Annotated in this window: 15 protein-coding genes; 13 read left to right on the top strand and 2 right to left on the bottom strand. The window is 35.8% G+C overall.

All coding sequences use genetic code 11. The annotated features are described in order from the left end of the window. Positions 1-2: 2 nt before the first annotated feature. The 8 genes from mlaE to ACFFIT_RS00835 all read left to right on the top strand — a co-directional run bounded on the left by mlaE (position 3) and on the right by ACFFIT_RS00835 (position 8,045). Positions 3-788, top strand: a complete 786-nt coding sequence (mlaE, locus tag ACFFIT_RS00870; RefSeq protein ID WP_385875511.1) for a lipid asymmetry maintenance ABC transporter permease subunit MlaE — start codon at positions 3-5, stop codon at positions 786-788. Between the two features lie 81 nt (positions 789-869). Continuing rightward, complete coding sequence (gene mlaD / locus ACFFIT_RS00865) at positions 870-1,415, top strand: outer membrane lipid asymmetry maintenance protein MlaD (protein WP_385875510.1); 546 nt, start codon at positions 870-872, stop codon at positions 1,413-1,415. 75 nt (positions 1,416-1,490) lie between these two features. Beyond that, on the top strand, positions 1,491-2,144 hold the full coding sequence (mlaC, locus tag ACFFIT_RS00860) for a phospholipid-binding protein MlaC (protein ID WP_385875508.1): 654 nt from the start codon (positions 1,491-1,493) through the stop codon (positions 2,142-2,144). Between the two features lie 76 nt (positions 2,145-2,220). Further along, the gene (locus ACFFIT_RS00855) at positions 2,221-2,502 is read left to right on the top strand and encodes an anti-sigma B factor antagonist (RefSeq protein WP_385875506.1); all 282 of its coding nucleotides are present in this window, start codon (positions 2,221-2,223) and stop codon (positions 2,500-2,502) included. 28 nt (positions 2,503-2,530) lie between these two features. Next, positions 2,531-2,788 carry a BolA family protein gene (locus ACFFIT_RS00850; RefSeq protein ID WP_385875670.1) on the top strand — a complete coding sequence of 86 codons (258 nt, stop codon included), beginning with the start codon at positions 2,531-2,533 and terminating at the stop codon, positions 2,786-2,788. Positions 2,789-2,920: 132 nt separating this feature from the next. After that, the gene (gene murA, locus ACFFIT_RS00845) at positions 2,921-4,174 is read left to right on the top strand and encodes a UDP-N-acetylglucosamine 1-carboxyvinyltransferase (RefSeq protein ID WP_385875504.1); all 1,254 of its coding nucleotides are present in this window, start codon (positions 2,921-2,923) and stop codon (positions 4,172-4,174) included. Between the two features lie 66 nt (positions 4,175-4,240). After that, the gene (gene serB / locus ACFFIT_RS00840; RefSeq protein WP_385875502.1) at positions 4,241-5,344 is read left to right on the top strand and encodes a phosphoserine phosphatase SerB; all 1,104 of its coding nucleotides are present in this window, start codon (positions 4,241-4,243) and stop codon (positions 5,342-5,344) included. Positions 5,345-5,765: 421 nt separating this feature from the next. Continuing rightward, entirely contained in the window at positions 5,766-8,045 is a 2,280-nt protein-coding gene (locus tag ACFFIT_RS00835) for an NADP-dependent malic enzyme (RefSeq protein WP_385875500.1), read from the top strand. A gap of 169 nt (positions 8,046-8,214) precedes the next feature. On the opposite strand, the gene sbcB is transcribed toward ACFFIT_RS00835, so the two are convergent. Further along, positions 8,215-9,651, bottom strand: a complete 1,437-nt coding sequence (gene sbcB, locus ACFFIT_RS00830) for an exodeoxyribonuclease I (protein WP_385875498.1) — start codon at positions 9,649-9,651, stop codon at positions 8,215-8,217. A 460-nt stretch (positions 9,652-10,111) separates the two neighbouring features. Here sbcB and ACFFIT_RS00825 point away from each other — a divergent pair, with 460 nt between their 5' ends. From ACFFIT_RS00825 to lysS, 5 genes are all read left to right on the top strand, one after another. Beyond that, the gene (locus ACFFIT_RS00825) at positions 10,112-10,429 is read left to right on the top strand and encodes a DUF496 family protein (protein ID WP_385875496.1); all 318 of its coding nucleotides are present in this window, start codon (positions 10,112-10,114) and stop codon (positions 10,427-10,429) included. Positions 10,430-10,643: 214 nt separating this feature from the next. Continuing rightward, positions 10,644-11,126: a YuaE family lipoprotein gene (locus tag ACFFIT_RS00820; protein WP_385875495.1), complete on the top strand. Its 483-nt coding sequence runs from the start codon at positions 10,644-10,646 to the stop codon at positions 11,124-11,126. 73 nt (positions 11,127-11,199) lie between these two features. After that, positions 11,200-12,870 (top strand): coiled-coil domain-containing protein, encoded by a 1,671-nt coding sequence (locus ACFFIT_RS00815; RefSeq protein WP_385875493.1) that lies wholly within the window; start codon positions 11,200-11,202, stop codon positions 12,868-12,870. A 242-nt stretch (positions 12,871-13,112) separates the two neighbouring features. After that, a protein-coding gene (prfB, locus tag ACFFIT_RS00810) for a peptide chain release factor 2 (protein WP_385875491.1) occupies positions 13,113-14,211 on the top strand; the annotation gives its coding sequence in 2 pieces (ribosomal slippage) (positions 13,113-13,187 and positions 13,189-14,211; 1,098 coding nt in all). Between the two features lie 38 nt (positions 14,212-14,249). Then, positions 14,250-15,773: a lysine--tRNA ligase gene (lysS, locus tag ACFFIT_RS00805; protein WP_385875668.1), complete on the top strand. Its 1,524-nt coding sequence runs from the start codon at positions 14,250-14,252 to the stop codon at positions 15,771-15,773. Positions 15,774-16,145: 372 nt separating this feature from the next. Here the strand turns inward: lysS and lpxL are convergent, their stop codons facing one another. Further along, entirely contained in the window at positions 16,146-17,135 is a 990-nt protein-coding gene (lpxL, locus tag ACFFIT_RS00800) for an LpxL/LpxP family Kdo(2)-lipid IV(A) lauroyl/palmitoleoyl acyltransferase (RefSeq protein ID WP_385875490.1), read from the bottom strand. Between the last annotated feature and the right edge of the window lie 77 nt (positions 17,136-17,212).

Below are 17,212 nucleotides of genomic sequence, written 5' to 3'. Positions count from 1 at the left end.
TAATGAAAACACTATCAAATATATTAGGCCTTTTAGGGTACCGTACGATTAAATTTATACAAAATTTAGGAACTGCGGGTTTGATGCTATTTCATGCTTTAATTGGAAAACCTGAATTTAAAAAGCAATTTCCCCTCGTTGTAAAGCAAATCTATGTGGTCGGAGTCCAATCATTATTAATCTGCATCGTTTCAGGTCTTTTCATCGGTATGGTGCTTGGATTACAAGGGTACTTAGTTTTAACTACCTATGGTGCTGAAAATAGTTTAGGAATGATGGTTTCTTTATCTTTGCTACGTGAATTAGGACCCGTGGTTACTGCCTTATTATTCGCTGGAAGAGCGGGTTCTGCTATTACTGCAGAGATAGGATTGATGAAAGCAACAGAACAATTATCTAGTTTAGAAATGATGGCGGTTGATCCTTTAAGAAGAGTGGTTGCTCCAAGGTTTTGGGCTGGTATTCTAAGTATGCCCCTTTTGGCACTCATTTTCTCTTGCATAGGTATAATGGGTGGTGCACTTGTTGGCGTCACGTGGAAAGGTATCGATTCTGGATTTTTTTGGGCTGCTATGAATGACGTTGTAGAAGTCAGATACGATATTGTTAATGCGCTGATAAAAAGTATTGTTTTTGCATTTGTTGTCATGTGGATTGCACTTTATAATGGCTATTATTCTGTACCAACCTCTTCTGGAATAAGCCAAGCGACAACCAAAACAGTAGTTCATGCATCCTTAGCTATTCTCGGATTAGATTTCATTTTGACGGCTTTGATGTTTGGTTGATGTATATGCAGTTCAAAAAAGCCCCAGATCTTACTATATCGGGTTTAGGTAGTGTGTTGTTTAATCAAATTAGGTAAATGAATGAAAAAAATTAAATTAGAAGTATTTGTCGGTCTATTTATTTTGTTAGGTTTCCTGTCATTGATGTTTCTTTTATTCAATGTGGCAGATGTTAAGAATTTTAAACATCAAGGCGCTTATAAACTTTATGCACATTTTGATAATATTGGCAGTTTAAAAGTTAAATCCCCTATAAAAATAGGTGGGGTAGTTATAGGTCGTATCACTGATATCGCGCTTGATGATAAATTATTGATCCCTTTAGTAACAATGGAAATTGAGAGTCAATACAATAAAATACCTAACAGTAGTTCTCTTGCAGTAAGAAGCGCAGGTTTATTAGGAGAACAGTTCCTTGCCTTAAACCTCGGCATTCATGATCCAGATTTATTTGATACCTATTATTTAACGGATGGAAAATGGATTGAAGATACAAAATCTGCTATTGTACTTGAGGACATCATAGGACAAATTGTATACAGCCTTAAAGGCGAAGGGAAGTCTGAACCTACGGCCGATGAAAAATCTAGTGAGTTAAATGAACCTATTCCTAATAGTTTAGACTGATTTTTACTCTGATGAGTTAATTAAAACAAGTTAAACCACAAGTCACCATGCCCCTAATGAATGAGGAAATGAATTATGTTAAAAAAGTTAATGTTAAAGCTGGCTAAAATGAAATATGCACTATTTGTACTTTTTACACTTAGTACATTTAATGCTAACGCTGTAGACGCAACAAATCCGTATGCATTGATGAATGAAGTTGCAGCTAAGGTTTTTGATAGAATGAAAAATGAACAAACGCAAATTAAGCAAAATCCAGAACAATTAAAAAATATTGTAAGAGAAGAATTACTCCCCTATATCCATGTGAAATATGCAGGAGCACTCGTATTAGGGCGCTATTATCAATCTGCTAGTGAGCAAGAGAAAGAGGCATTTTTTAAGGCATTTGAAAATTATCTTGTTCAAGTCTATGCCCAAGCGCTAGCTTCTTACACTGATCAAACTATTGATATAGCAAAGGAACAACCTTATGCTGATAAAGAAACTACCTCTATACGCGTCACTATTAACAATAATAATGGTAGACCACCTATTCGTTTAGATTTTGCTTGGCGTAAAAATAGTAAATCTGGTGAATGGCAAGCGTATGATATGACCGCTGAAGGGATTAGTATGGTCTCTACTAAACAATCTGAATGGTCTGGATTAATCAAAGAAAAAGGTGTAAGTGGTTTAACTGAACAATTACAAAGAGATGCTAATTTAAAAGTCACTTTGGGGCAATAATAGGGTACTAAACGATAATAGCACTAGTGAACAACGTTCTATTCTACAAAACTTGTGTACTCTTGGAAATAACACTATGGATAAAAGTTATTATGCTCAATTGACTTTTCATGTTGAGCAAAATAGATTGGTTGTGGTTGGACAATTAACGAGAGAAACTCTTATGTCTCTGTATACAGAAAAAAAAAGTTTCTCGGGAGTTAATCTTATTGATGTAACTTCGGTAACCCATGTTGACTCCTCCGGCCTTGCCCTATTGACTCAATTATGCTTAATGAATAAAACGGACAAAAAAAAGTTAATAGGCATTAATGAGAAATTACAATCTTTGATACAAGCATATAGATTACCGCTTTAACCAACATCAACTAACAGGTAAATAAATGATGAATAATGAAGAGATAGCTGCAATTTTAAAAAAAGAGTTAAATCTCCAAGAAGTGCACGTAACAGGGGATGGAAACCATTTTAATGTTATTGCTGTAGGTGAAATATTTAATGAAATTACATCGAGAGTAAAACAGCAACAATACCTTTATCAACCACTCCTCCCATTTATTGCAGATAATACCGTTCATGCGGTAAACTTTAAAATATACACACCTGAATTATGGCAAAGAGAAAGAAAGCTAATGGGTATGTAAACACTAAAGACAAATTTTAAACAAATAATTCTATCAATAAATTTCTAAAATACAAAATGTATCGAAAAGGCTTTGATTTTATCAAAGCCTTTTCGAGTTCTGTATAACAATCATGCAAGGCATAACAACTTTATGGAAAAATTTAAAATTATCGGTAATGGTCCTTTAACTGGGGATGTGGATATTTCTGGTGCAAAAAATGCAGCATTACCTATCCTATTTTCAACAATCTTAGCAACTGAGCCTGTTAAATTAAAAAATGTTCCTTATCTTAAAGATATTGATACGACGCTTAAACTATTAGCTAGGCTTGGTGTTCAATATGATAGAGATGAAGATATTACACTTGATGCAAGTCAAATTAACGAATACTGTGCGCCTTATGATTTAGTTAAAACTATGAGAGCATCAATATGGGCATTAGGTCCCTTAGTTGCTAGATTTGGAAAAGGGCAAGTATCTTTACCTGGTGGATGCGCTATTGGGGCAAGACCTGTTGATTTGCATATTTCAGGATTGGAGCAGTTAGGTGCTACAATTGTTTTAGAAGATGGGTATGTTAAAGCATCTGTTAATGGTCGATTAAAAGGTGCGCTGATTGTGATGGAAAAAGTCAGTGTAGGTGCAACCTTAACTATCATGAGTGCGGCCACCTTGGCTAAAGGAAAAACAGTCATTGAAAATGCGGCAAGAGAACCGGAAATAATTGATACAGCAAATTTTTTAAATGTTCTTGGAGCCAAAATAACGGGGGCAGGAACCGATCAAGTTGTTATTGAGGGGGTGGAAACATTAGGAGGTGGAACCTACTCCGTCGTACCTGATAGAATCGAAACGGGTACATTTCTGGTCGCAGCCGCTGTATCTGGTGGAAGGATAACCTGTAAAAATACACGGGCTGATTTGTTAGATGCGGTCATAGCTAAACTGAAAGAAGCAGGTGCACAGATAGAAATCGGGGATGATTGGATTACTCTGGATATGAGAAATAAACGCCCCAAAGCGGTAAATATAAGAACAACTCCTCATCCTGGTTTTCCAACCGATATGCAAGCACAATTTACCTTGCTCAATATGGTAGCACAAGGTACATCTGTAATTACTGAAACCATATTCGAAAATCGTTTTATGCATGTGCCTGAGTTAATCAGAATGGGTGCTAGAGCTGAAATAGAAGGAAATACAGTTATATCTCATGGTGTTGAAAAATTAAGTGGTGCAGAAGTGATGGCCACGGATTTAAGAGCATCAGCCAGTTTAGTAATAGCAGGCTGTATCGCAAAAGGAGAAACAATTGTTGATAGAATTTATCATATAGATAGAGGTTATGAAGCAATTGAAGAGAAATTACGCCGTTTAGGTGCAAAAATAGAACGTATAAATTAACCATTTGACGTCGGTACATGTATGCTAATTGGAAGCTGAACTAATTAAAAGCTTTAGAGGTGACAAGTGAATAATTCTAATGGATTAAACAGTATTGAGATAAAAACAAATAGCGATGTGCTAGTTTTACCAATAAATTGGGACGCTTCAAAAGTCTTACGAGTAGAATTGAATGTAGCTAACAATTCGTCAGAGAAAATGTATCATTTAGTCCAAGAAGGTATATCTTCTCTGGAATGTAATCAGACTGATGTAACCTTTGCTATCATTTTCAATGAACTTAAGCAGAGTGATTTTTTTGGTATCCTCAGTGCTTTCACAAAAATTCTAACTAGTGAAACCACTGAAGAGGGTAAATTATATATCTCAAACATGAGCATTGAGTTAGGTTTAAACATTGTTACATTAAAAGTATCATCAGTTTTTTTGGAAGCATTTAAGAATGTATTGTCTGAGCTCAGCCAACAGTACTTCATAGATTATTTGTTAAATGAAAATAAAATCGGATTGCCATCACTCGAGAAACCTGGCTTATTAGTTATGGATATGGATTCTACTGCGATAGAAATCGAATGTATTGATGAGATAGCCAAATTATACGGTGTTGGTCGAGCAGTCAGTGAAGTTACAGAAAGGGCGATGCAAGGTGAGTTAGACTTCAGTGAAAGTCTGAGAGCTCGAGTCGCCAAGTTAGAAGGAGCGAGTGAAACGATACTCTCCCAGGTAAGAAATAGCTTACCTTTAATGCCAGGATTGGAAAAGCTAGTTACTTTGTTAACAGAAAAACAGTGGAAAGTAGTCATTGCTTCTGGAGGATTTACCTATTTTTCTGATTTTTTAAAAGACAAATTAGGACTCTTTGAAACTTATGCTAATCAATTAGAAATTAAAGATGGGCTTTTGACTGGCCAAGTTAAGGGCGATATTGTTGATGCGAAATTCAAAGCGCTAATTTTAACTTCATTAAGTGAGAAATTAGGATTCTCCAAATCTCAAACAGTGGCTATAGGCGATGGAGCAAATGATCTACCTATGCTAAAAACCGCTGCATTAGGGGTTGCATATCATGCAAAACCCAGTGTCCAGGCGGCAAGTGCATATCGTATTAATCATAACGATTTAAGGGTACTCTATATTATTTTATCTCTTGTAACGCAATGGGCTAGGTAAAATAGGTATTATATACTGAAGTTACTTTAAGTTGCAGATCCAGATATTATTCCGATACCCATTGAGTGGTCGGTCAGTAATACAAAACCTGCATCTCGATTTCCATTGAGTATATTTTAATTCAGCCGCCTGCTAAAATGGTAAGTGATCAACTTGCTTTATCTTATTAGTAGTAAGCTGAGGAAATTAAAATATAACTTATTTTCTCGTAAGTCACAGGTGTTAGTTTTTTTAATGTGATAAAATATAAAATTACTAAAGCGCATAGACCGTTTTCGTCTAAAAAAACTGATTTTTTGAAGACAAACAAAAACTTTTTAAAGTGGTCGATTTAAAAATATAATCTACATTTTATGTAGTTAAAATGAGATGTTAAAATCTTTATTCCCAACTAGGTTAATACCCAAAACAAGAGGAACCCATGGAAGACAATATCAAACAAAGTGCATTAGATTTTCATCAATTTCCTAAACCAGGGAAAATTAGTGTAGAACCCACTAAAGCATTAGCAACTCAAAGAGATCTCGCATTAGCCTATTCGCCAGGCGTCGCAGCACCTTGCCTTGAGATTGTTGAAGATCCTTTAGCTGCCTACAAATACACCGCTAAAGGAAATTTGGTCGGTGTAATTTCGAATGGTACAGCAGTCCTTGGGCTTGGAAATATCGGGGCATTAGCAGGCAAACCTGTAATGGAAGGCAAAGGGGTTTTATTTAAAAAATTCTCAGGAATCGATGTATTTGATATAGAAGTAGATGAAAAAGATGCTGATAAATTAATTGATATCATTGCTGCCTTAGAGCCTACTTTTGGTGGAATTAATCTTGAAGACATTAAAGCACCAGAATGCTTTTATATCGAAGAAAAACTTAGGGAAAGAATGAGTATTCCCGTTTTTCATGACGATCAGCACGGTACGGCAATAATCAGCGCAGCTGCAATTATTAATGGTTTGAAGCTAGTTCAAAAATCGATTAATGAGGTGAAACTGGTTGCCTCAGGTGCGGGAGCAGCCTCTATCGCTTGTTTGAATTTACTACAAAGCTTGGGATTACCTAAATCGCATATCGTCGTATGCGACTCAAAAGGGGTGATATTTGAAGGGCGTGATGAAAAAATGGATGCCACGAAAAAAGCTTATGCGATAAAAGATAACGGTAATAGAACACTTGCTGATGCTATAGAAGGAGCCGATATCTTTTTAGGTTGTTCTGGTCCAGGATTGTTAACACCAGAGATGGTAAAGAGTATGGCCAATTCCCCTTTAATTTTGGCACTAGCTAACCCCGAACCAGAAATTTTACCACCTGCCGCAAAAGCTGCAAGACCTGATGCGATTGTTTGCACTGGACGTTCTGATTATCCTAACCAAGTTAATAATGTGCTTTGCTTCCCATTCATATTTAGAGGTGCACTAGACGTAGGCGCATCAACCATTAATGAAGAGATGAAATTGGCGTGTGTTGAAGCCATAGCCGAATTGGCCCATGCTGAACAAAGCTCACAAGTGGCTTCTACTTATGCTGACGAAAGTTTATCATTTGGACCAGAGTACCTAATTCCTAAACCTTTTGATCCGCGTCTTATCATAAAAATTGCTCCAGCCGTCGCCAAAGCCGCTATGGAATCTGGCGTCGCTAAACGTCCTATTGAGGATATGGATAGCTACATAGAGCATTTAACTGAATTTGTCTATAAAACTACGCTCTTTATGCGTCCTATTTTCAACAAAGCAAAGCAAAATTTGAAAAAAGTAGTACTTGCTGAAGGCGAAGAGGAACGTGTATTACATGCTACTCAAGAGATTGTGACTCATAAACTGGCTAAGCCAATTTTAATTGGCCGCCCTAATGTGATTCAAATGCGAATAGAAAAATTAGGATTACATATTAAACCTGGGATTGATTTTGAGGTAGTTAATAATGAATCAGATCCCCGTTTTAAAGATTATTGGACAGATTATCATCAAATGATGAAACGCAAAGGGATCTCGCAAGAAAAAGCACAGCGAAGTGTGATTGGAAATCCTACTTTAATTGCAGCTTTGATGGTAAAACGTAATGAAGCAGATGCAATGATTTGCGGAACAATAGGCAGCTATGAAGAGCATTATGATGTGATTGAAGAAGTATTAGGATTTAGAGAAGGCGTAAATGTAGCTGGAGCAATGAATGCTTTGAACTTACCAACAGGTAATACCTTCATTGCAGATACTTATGTGAATCAATCCACTACAGCAGAATCTCTTGCACAAATTACTATTATGGCCGCGGAAGCAATAAAACAATTTGGTATAGAACCCAAAATTGCGCTTATATCACACTCAAATTTTGGAACGGGTAATGATGATTCAGCTCAAAAAATGCGTGATGTTTTACAATTAGTGAGAAGTGAAAGACCAGATCTTGAAATCGATGGTGAAATGCATGCGGATGCAGCATTAGATGAATCAATTAGAAACACAATTATGCCGGACAGTTCTCTAAAAGGTGCGGCTAACCTATTGATCATGCCTAATATGGAATCAGCAAGGATTGGTTATAACTTATTAAGAGTGAGTACTACAGAAGGTGTCACTGTGGGACCTGTCTTGATGGGGATAAGTAAACCGGTACATGTGTTAACTGCGATATCTTCTGTTAGAAGAATTGTGAATATGGTGGCTCTCGCTGCGGCTGAAGCACAACATACACCTTTCTAAGAGTAAATGACCGGCTAGATATCTAGCCGGTTCGTCCCTTCCTTCACGCTACATGGACAGAAAGAACGACGTGCTATTGTAGCAAAAGAACTGATAAATCCTAACAAATTTACTCACTTGCCTCTTTTAACACTCTTAATTGCTTAAAATATATACGAGAGTTAGTTTTTTATTGAGCAATCGCCTGTAAATAATCAAATAGTCGTTTGAGTAACATTAAATTTTTGGGATTTTCTTGATTCAATTCCACTAAATTTTCTAACTGAGCCACGTATTTTTCAAGTGCCTGAGGCGTTAATTTATCCTTACGATGTGCAAGCCAACGATCTTGCTCATCTATATTTAAAGTAAACGGAAAGTTTTTCGCTTTATATCTAAAAAAGAGTTGCTCAATACGCTTATCATCGTTTTTAATATCAATCAAAGATAAATTTTTAGGTATTGTTGATCTAATTTGTTCAAATAAATGTTTGTCTGCTTGAGAAAAGAAACCCGAATAGAGCTGATTATCTACATCATTTGATATAGTGTCACTGTTAAAAGATACTTCTTGATTAAATACTTCGCTCGCAATATGCCTAAACTCTGAATGAGATTTTAATAATGCTATGTGGGCATCTATTACGTCAAAATTCAAATTAAGGTGCAAAATGGTGTCAGGTAATAAAGTTTTAATAGGCGCCAAAATAGGGCATTTATTTAAAGCGATGGTCATTAATCCTACAGGAGTATAATTAGCATCTCTTTTAGATTTTGGTGTAAAAAGGTGTTCTCTAATCTTTTGGGGATCACATGAAAATAGTGGTGTAGGTGATAAAGTTAAATCATAAGCAATAAATGTATTTTTGTTCGAAGGGTGCCAACAGATGGGTAAAATAATACTCATATTACTTCGTGCAGCGCCATACATGCTTGAAATATGTACTAAAGGTGTAGGATCAACAAAATCAAGAAGTGAAATTAACTTCTGCTTATCACGATGGGTAAATAAATACTGAAATATTCTCGGCTGCTTAGCCATAATAAGACGCATGATTTCAAGGGTTGCAAACACATCGCTCATTGCATCATGCGCCGATTCATGTACTATACCATTCGCTTGAGTTAATGCTTCTAATTTGAAATTAACAAAACCTTCATCATTTAAAGGCCAATTGATGCCGTCAGGTCTAAGTGCGTAAGTTGCTCTAACAACATCAACCATGTCCCACCTAGAATTGCCATTTTGCCAGTGATGCGCGTAAGGGTCGATAAAGTTGCGATAAAAAAGGTGTCTAGTCACTTCGTCATCAAATTTTATTGTGTTGTACCCAAGTATACAGGTGTTCGGCTTACTGAAAGCTTCATGAATTAAACGCGAAAATTCTGCTTCACTTACCCCTTTTTGATTACAAAGTTGTGGGGTTATACCAGTGATCAGAACGGCTTCAGGATTTGGTAGATAGTCATCTGCTTGCTTGCAGTAAATAACAAGGGGCTCTTCTATAGGATTAAGATGATGATCTACTCTGATCCCTGCAAACTGAGATGGTCTATCTAATGCGGGGTGTGTTCCAAAAGTCTCAAAGTCATATATATAAAAACTTGCTGGTGTAGCAGTAGTCATGTTAGGTGATTCTCTTGCGTTAAATTAGTAATAATCTGGAATAAAAAAAGATTTTTTCTCTATTTATCGTTACAATAGTAAATATTATATCCTGCATTTGGATAAAAATAAGTATTTATCCAAAATACTTTTATTTGAAAAAATGTTTGCCCGAATAAATCAAGAGATTACAAGGTAAAAATCTTGTCTGAGTCGAGTGCTGTTCTTAGTTAATTAAGTTGTAGTTATTGAAATGAATCAACTTGAGATAAATCACATTTTGAAAGCCATTTTTGAGATGATTAACTGATTTAACTATGTTAAACTAGCGAACGATTAGTTATATTGAAATTTCGGCAACTAAGAAAATATTTTAAATTCAATGAAATAATCTTAATTGAATTTAAAAAACAAATTCATCTAAACAGTTTAGTTGATAATAATGATAGTTAAAGCGAACAGTAGTATATAAGGAGTAATAATGGATAGCCTTAAAAACCATACATTTCATGATGTGATTGAGTTCGTTGGACTTGTTCGTAGAAAAAACAAATTAAAACGCGAAATTACCGATTTAGAAAAAAAGATTCGTGATAACCAAAAAAGAGTCCTATTGCTAGATAATCTTAATGAATATATCAAGCCGAATATGACAGTTGATGAAATTAAAGCGATTATAGCTATGATGAAGAGTGACTATGAAGATCGAATTGATGGATATATCATCAAAACGGCTGAACTCTCTTCAGAAAGACGTGAAATATCTCAAGAAATGAAAAAAAATAAAAAAGAAGGATAATTGTTCTTTTTTTATTCTTTAGTGAATTAAAACCTTTTTTTTTTGCATTAACCTTTGTCAGTAGACGAAAGGCACGCTATAATGTAGAAATATTTTTGCTAATGATACAAAACATTAATCATTTTTATGGTTTAATCTTGGCGACAACAAACAATTTAATTAATTTGAAACTTGTGCGCCCTAATACTAGTGTTAGCCTACAAAATAAATAAACATGAAAAGACAGAAAACTCATATATTCTTTGAAGTCAGCAAATCAATCAAGCGCCTTTTTGTTGCTTTTTTTGCTGTGATATCTTTGTCTGGTTGCCAAGCTGTTGCAACGACAACTGAGTATCAAGAGGCAGGCCAAGTCGATGAAATGGTAGAGCGTAACGGCCAACCAGTCGTACAGCCAATTGTACAACAAGCTACCCCACAAACTAATAGCTCTTTAGCCGGTGGTGGTGTATTACAAACTTGTCTTAGGGAACTAGAAGCCCTAAAGCGTGTACACCAAAAACGCTACGAGGCAAAAAGTGGTGATCTAAATCGTGTGCTTACACAAGCCAAAAGTTATATGGAACTTAGAGAAAACCTAAACACAGATACAGTATCAATGGTGGATTCAGCATACCAATTCAAAATTTCAAGAACATGTAATAGCGTAAGAACTGAACTTACCAGAACATTACTTGAAAGACTTGAAGCTTTATAATGACCGTTACTTCCCCATGATGATGTTAATTTTTCTAAGAATTAAATTAGTTTTTTACATTGTCCTGGGGGGTATGACTCGTAATTACCTCAAATATTCCTTTTCTATAGTGCTTGTCGCTATTTCTTTTTTTTCAAACTCAGCAGAAAAAAACGCAGATGCACTTGCTCTAAGACCCATAGTAGAAGGCCCTGTTAATTTGAATTTGCCTACGCAAGTTTTTAATACGCCAAACTCTATGGATGAGATATTCAAAATTTTAAAAACATTAGATTTTAAGCCTGTGCCAGGAGTATCTCTGTTTGCAGAAGATAACATTATTGAAAATACAACTCCCCAAGGCAATGTGCCCGCGCCCTCCACTCCAAGTAAAAAACCGCGAAATCAACAGACAAACACTAATGTTCCAAATTCAGGATCTACACAGGTAAGTAGCAGTGAAATAAAAGCCTTAAAACAAAAGATTGAAACGCTAGAAAATGCACTTGAATTATTGCAAACAGAAAATACAAAATTAAAACAGACTGTACCTACCGTGCCTTCATCTACTCGTTTAGGTTTATCACATATTGCTAATAATCTAGTTGAAAAATTCTCCGAAGAGAATGTCAAGCAGAATGCAGAGCAACTGAGGCGCTTAGAGAATGAATTGGCTTCTGCGAATGAAGAAATAACCTCTTTTGAATCAAAAATTAAATTGCTCAATGAACTACCTAAAGAAGGCGATCAAAAATTAATTAGTCAAATTAAGGAATTGAATCAAACACTTGATAAAGAGAGAAAAATCTCTCAGGAAAGACAAGGCTCACTTGAAGAAGAGCTTAGTGAAAAAAGTAATTTACTAGTCAAAAGCCAGCGTGAACTTGAACAATTACAAATTATTCAAGCACGAAATGAAAGTATGACTAACGATTTATCTAATGAATTAGCCAGTGCACAAACTCCATTAAAAGCAGAGATAGATGCTTTAACACAACAAAATACAGTGCTAAAAAAAGCTTATCAAGAAGAAAAACTTCGTTCTGAATCTTTAATTGAAACACTGACAAATACAAATAAAACGCTGCAAAATAAATTAAACGAAGCTGAGCGCAAGCAAAATAACGAATCACAAAATCAATCACGACTGCTGCTTGAATTACAAAATAGAGCGCAACAAGCAGAGTTGATGCGCCAAAAATTGCAGCAGCAGTTATTACTCGCAGAGCAAAACAGCATTCAATTGCAAGAACAACTAGAGAAACTTACCGCAGAGAATTTAAAAAATAACCAAAATTTTCAGTTACAGCTTACAGATCTTCAACAAAGATTGGTTAATGCAAGACGGTCTGAGCAAGAAGCTAATCGTTGGGCTAGAGCGGCAGGAGTTGGTAACACTAATGCAGCTAATACTAGAATTTTAAATTTACAGCAGCAAATAGATGCATTAAGCGCTTCAGAAGAGCAACAGCGTTCGATTGCTCTTTTTAATCAGCAACAGGTAAATACATTACAGTCAGAACTCGCCGTATTACAGGCAAAAATTAAAGCAGAACAACAATCTAAGGCGCAATTAGAAAAACAGATTACTAACTTAGAAAATGAAAAAATAGAAACAAAAGAGACGTCTAAAAAAGAAAACACTCAAGATGAGAATAAGTCCATCTCACTTAATCAACAATTAAATCAAAGTATTGAGAGCCTTCCAGAAAGTAAAAATAAAAAAGCCATTCTTAGTACAGAGGCTGGTGTGCAAAAACTTTAAGAAGAATTAAGATTTGGGCTATAAAATCTTACTCTTGTGGGCTTTTTAAAATCTCAAGTAACTGATCATTTTAATGATTATAATTTTCTTCTCTTTATTCCCCCCCTAATTGCATTAACTTCCATTAAGAGATGGATTAAGTCGTGCTTCGCCTTTTACAAAGCTTCAAATTCAGTCTATAATTATTCGTTTAGTATACGTAATTATTTAAATCCTAAAATAAGTTAAAAAGGTTGAAGTTGATGTTTGAAATTAATCCAATTAAGTTGCAAATCCAAGACCTGAAAGAAAGAACAATGACTCTACGGGGGTATCTTTGACTTTGATTTGAAAAAAGAGCAACTCGAAGAAGTTGTGCTTGAACTCGAATCTGCTGATGTATGGAATGATCCCCAAAGAGCACAAGCGCTTGGAAAGGAAAGAGCTTCGCTTGAAAATATTGTCCACAGCTTAGAGCAATTGGTACAAGGTGCTACGGATGTAGAAGATCTACTTTTATTAGCCGTTGAGGAACAAGATCAAGAAACGATAAATGAAGTCGTTAATGATTTAAACCGCTTAATTACAATAATTGAGCAACTAGAATTTAGGCGAATGTTCTCCAATCCGAACGATCCATGTGATTGTTATGTTGACTTACAGGCAGGATCAGGAGGAACGGAAGCGCAAGATTGGACTGAAATGTTGCTTCGCATGTATCTTCGCTGGTCTGAGGCAAATGGTTTTAACACTGAATTGATTGAAGTGTCTGATGGTGATGTGGCTGGATTAAAATCTGCTACCATCAAAGTCACTGGAGAATATGCCTTTGGTTGGTTACGTACTGAAACAGGTGTACATCGTTTAGTGAGAAAAAGTCCTTTTGATTCCGGCGGTAGACGCCATACTTCATTTGCCTCTGCATTTGTTTATCCAGAAATAGATGATGACATCGAAATAGACATTAATCCTGCAGATTTAAGGATTGACGTATATAGAGCTTCTGGGGCGGGTGGTCAACATGTTAATAAAACTGAGTCTGCGGTCAGAATAACGCATCTTCCTACGAATATAGTTGTTCAATGTCAAAATGATAGATCGCAACATAAAAATAAAGATCAAGCGATGCGACAATTGAGAGCTAAGCTTTACGAATTTGAAATGATGAAGAAAAATGAGGACAAACAGCAAATGGAAGATAACAAATCTGACATAGGCTGGGGGAGTCAAATTCGTTCTTATGTCTTAGATGACTCACGAATTAAAGATTTAAGAACAGGCGTAGAAACTAGGAATACCCAAGCGGTCCTTGATGGCGATTTAAATCGATTTATGGAAGCCAGTTTAAAGGCCGGCTTATAATTAAAAAACACACAACGAAGGATATGATTATGTCTGATATGTTAAATGCTCAGGAAGAAATGAGTGTGAATGAAGAAATAGATTTACAGGGTGAATTGCAAGTTCGACGAGAAAAATTAGCTCAAATTAGAGAGCAGGGTATAGCGTTTCCGAATGATTTTAGACCTGAACATAAATCATTGGAATTACACACTGCCTATGGTGAGTTAGATAAAGAAACATTAGAAGCCACTCCCATAAAAGTAAGTGTTGCAGGTCGAATGATGATGCAAAGAGTGATGGGAAAAGCATCATTTGTCACTCTACAAGATGGTACGGGCAGAATTCAACTTTATGTTGCTACAGCAAGTTTAGCTGAAGGCTTTTATGATAACCATTTTAAAAAATGGGATTTAGGAGATATTGTTGCTGCGACAGGAGTATTATTCAAGACCAAAACTGGTGAATTGTCTATTCGTTGTGATAGCATAAAACTTTTGACTAAATCATTAAGACCACTACCAAGTAAATTTCACGGTTTAGCGTCTCAAGAAACACGCTATCGTCAACGTTATTTAGATCTAATTTCAAATGAGAAGTCCCGTGAAACCTTTATGATAAGATCTAAAGTGATATCAGGGATCAGAAGATTCATGGATGAAAGGGCTTTTATGGAAGTTGAAACCCCTATGATGCACTCAATTCCAGGTGGAGCAGCGGCTAAACCTTTTATTACGCACTACAATGCCCTTGATATGGATATGTATCTTCGTATTGCGCCGGAATTATATCTTAAACGTTTAGTCGTTGGAGGATTTGAACGTGTTTATGAGATAAACCGTAACTTTAGAAATGAAGGATTATCTCCTCGTCATAACACTGAGTTTACGATGATTGAGCTTTATATGGCCTATGCTGATTATCGTGATTTGATTGAACTAACAGAGACATTATTTAAAACTTTATCGCAAGACATACTAGGATCTACTGTGGTTCAATATGGCGATGTCACCCTAGATTTTGGCAAGCCATTCCAAAAATTCACTATGAAAGAAGCAATTTGTCATTATCAACCAGAAATCAAAATAAGTGATTTAGACTCATTAGAAAAAGCCACTGATATTGCGAAAAAACTACATATTAAGCTTGAAAAAAATTGGGGGCTAGGGCGTATTGTGACTGAAATTTTTGAGGAAGTTGCTGAAAGCCAACTTATTCAACCCACCTTTATTACGCAGTACCCGGCAGAAGTTTCTCCATTAGCTAGACGTAATGATGAAGATCCATTTATTACTGATAGATTTGAATTCTTCATCGGCGGAAGGGAGATCGGTAATGGATTTTCTGAATTAAATGATGCAGAAGATCAAGCAGCGCGTTTCAAAGAGCAAGCGCAAGCTAAAGATGCAGGTGATGAAGAGGCTATGTTCTATGATGAAGATTATATCGTTGCCTTAGAGCATGGTTTACCTCCTACTGCGGGTTTAGGTATTGGTATCGATAGAACTGTGATGCTATTTACTAACAGCCATACGATTAGAGATGTTATATTATTTCCAGCCATGAGACCAAGTCATAAATAGGTTCATTTAAACCAATTAGTTACAAATATCTTTAGTTCACGACTTTAGTTAAATAATTACTTTAGCTAAAGTCGATGATTATCTACCAGTCGTGTTTACAGATAATGAATATTTAATCGCTGGTATTACCTTTGCTTATCTTATCTGAACCCTGTTTGCTTCATTGGATAAAATGAGCAAAGTATTCATTTTCTGATCTTAAAATAATAACGCAGATAGAGTTAGTTCACACTCACCTGTTTGACATTAATTTATTAGTGTTTTTTAGTCGGAGAAGATTTTTCGATTAAATCATTAAAGAAGCTAATTTATTCTTGGACTTAAGCTTTCTTTAGCACAGTAAAAATAAGCTTAAGTCAAATTGAATTTTATTTATTCGTCATATAGGTTTGCTTCACCTTCTGGGCGGGTTTTAAATCTTCTGTGAAGCCACATATATTGATCAGGAGCTAACAATATTTGCTCTTCTACTAGTTGGTTCATTTTAGTCGCTGCAATGTATTCGTCATCTAGTGGATAGTCGATGACAGGAGGGCTTACGATGACTTCATACCCCTTTGCGTTTGCTAACCTTTTAGGGGTAAAAGGAATTACTGCAGCACCACTTTTTTTGAGTAAAATATAGGTGCCAACGGTAGTAGCAGCTTTAGGCACTTTAAAAAATGGTACAAATATGCTATTTCTTTTACCATAATCATGATCTGGTCCATACCAAATAATTTCTGCTTCATCAAGACTTCTTATCATTTGCTTTAGGTCTTTTCTATCGATCATGAATTTATTTGAACGCATTCTTCCTTTGATCTGTAGCCAATTCCATACAGGATTATCATTTGGCCTATAAATTCCAATGCCTGGGGTTTGTAAACCAATAATACGGCCACCTAATTCAAGATTTAAAAAATGTATGCCAACAAAGAGAACACCCTGGGGTTTATTCAAAATATTTTTGATATGTTCTATACCCGTGACTTTACACCATTTATTGATCCGCCAATCAGGCCAAAACCAAGCCATGCCTGTTTCTATAACTGCCAGACCAACTGACTCACAATTAGCTAATATAAGCTCACCACGTTTTTTTTCATCCCAATCAGGGAAACATAACACGAGATTGCGTTCAGCTATTTTTAAACGCCTATCGATAGTTTTTATTTTTTTTCGTAATCTAAATAAGAAGCGGCCCAAAGCTTTACCTATCCGATATAAAATAGGATAAGGTAAAAGAAGCAATAAGTACCAAAAACTTATCATCAGCCAAAGTCCCCAGTATTTAGGGTGGAAAAAAGAGAGCTTTAGCTTAGGGTATACGTCTTGTGCGTATTTAGAACTTTCGTTTGATTTATGAGTGTTTTGTGACATAAATTACAACCTTTTTGGTATGACCAGCATGCAGCGCAAAATATTCTAGGAGCTAGCAACTACGAGATAAGGACTGC

This window comes from Thorsellia kenyensis (genome assembly GCF_042432445.1).
In the GTDB taxonomy this organism is placed as follows: Bacteria; Pseudomonadota; Gammaproteobacteria; order Enterobacterales; family Thorselliaceae; genus Thorsellia; species Thorsellia kenyensis.
This window is presented reverse-complemented; position numbering and strand designations above follow the sequence as displayed.

Excerpts from the sequence above, each read along its gene's own strand:
- ACFFIT_RS00815 (WP_385875493.1), top strand. The coding sequence starts at position 11,200 with ATGACTCGTAATTACCTCAAATATTCCTTTTCTATAGTGCTTGTCGCT.
- mlaC (WP_385875508.1), top strand. The coding sequence starts at position 1,491 with ATGTTAAAAAAGTTAATGTTAAAGCTGGCTAAAATGAAATATGCACTA.
- mlaD (WP_385875510.1), top strand. The coding sequence starts at position 870 with ATGAAAAAAATTAAATTAGAAGTATTTGTCGGTCTATTTATTTTGTTA.
- ACFFIT_RS00825 (WP_385875496.1), top strand. The coding sequence starts at position 10,112 with ATGGATAGCCTTAAAAACCATACATTTCATGATGTGATTGAGTTCGTT.
- mlaE (WP_385875511.1), top strand. The coding sequence starts at position 3 with ATGAAAACACTATCAAATATATTAGGCCTTTTAGGGTACCGTACGATT.
- ACFFIT_RS00820 (WP_385875495.1), top strand. The coding sequence starts at position 10,644 with ATGAAAAGACAGAAAACTCATATATTCTTTGAAGTCAGCAAATCAATC.
- ACFFIT_RS00850 (WP_385875670.1), top strand. The coding sequence starts at position 2,531 with ATGAATAATGAAGAGATAGCTGCAATTTTAAAAAAAGAGTTAAATCTC.
- ACFFIT_RS00855 (WP_385875506.1), top strand. The coding sequence starts at position 2,221 with ATGGATAAAAGTTATTATGCTCAATTGACTTTTCATGTTGAGCAAAAT.
- lpxL (WP_385875490.1), bottom strand. The coding sequence starts at position 17,135 with ATGTCACAAAACACTCATAAATCAAACGAAAGTTCTAAATACGCACAA.
- ACFFIT_RS00835 (WP_385875500.1), top strand. The coding sequence starts at position 5,766 with ATGGAAGACAATATCAAACAAAGTGCATTAGATTTTCATCAATTTCCT.
- lysS (WP_385875668.1), top strand. The coding sequence starts at position 14,250 with ATGTTAAATGCTCAGGAAGAAATGAGTGTGAATGAAGAAATAGATTTA.
- sbcB (WP_385875498.1), bottom strand. The coding sequence starts at position 9,651 with ATGACTACTGCTACACCAGCAAGTTTTTATATATATGACTTTGAGACT.
- murA (WP_385875504.1), top strand. The coding sequence starts at position 2,921 with ATGGAAAAATTTAAAATTATCGGTAATGGTCCTTTAACTGGGGATGTG.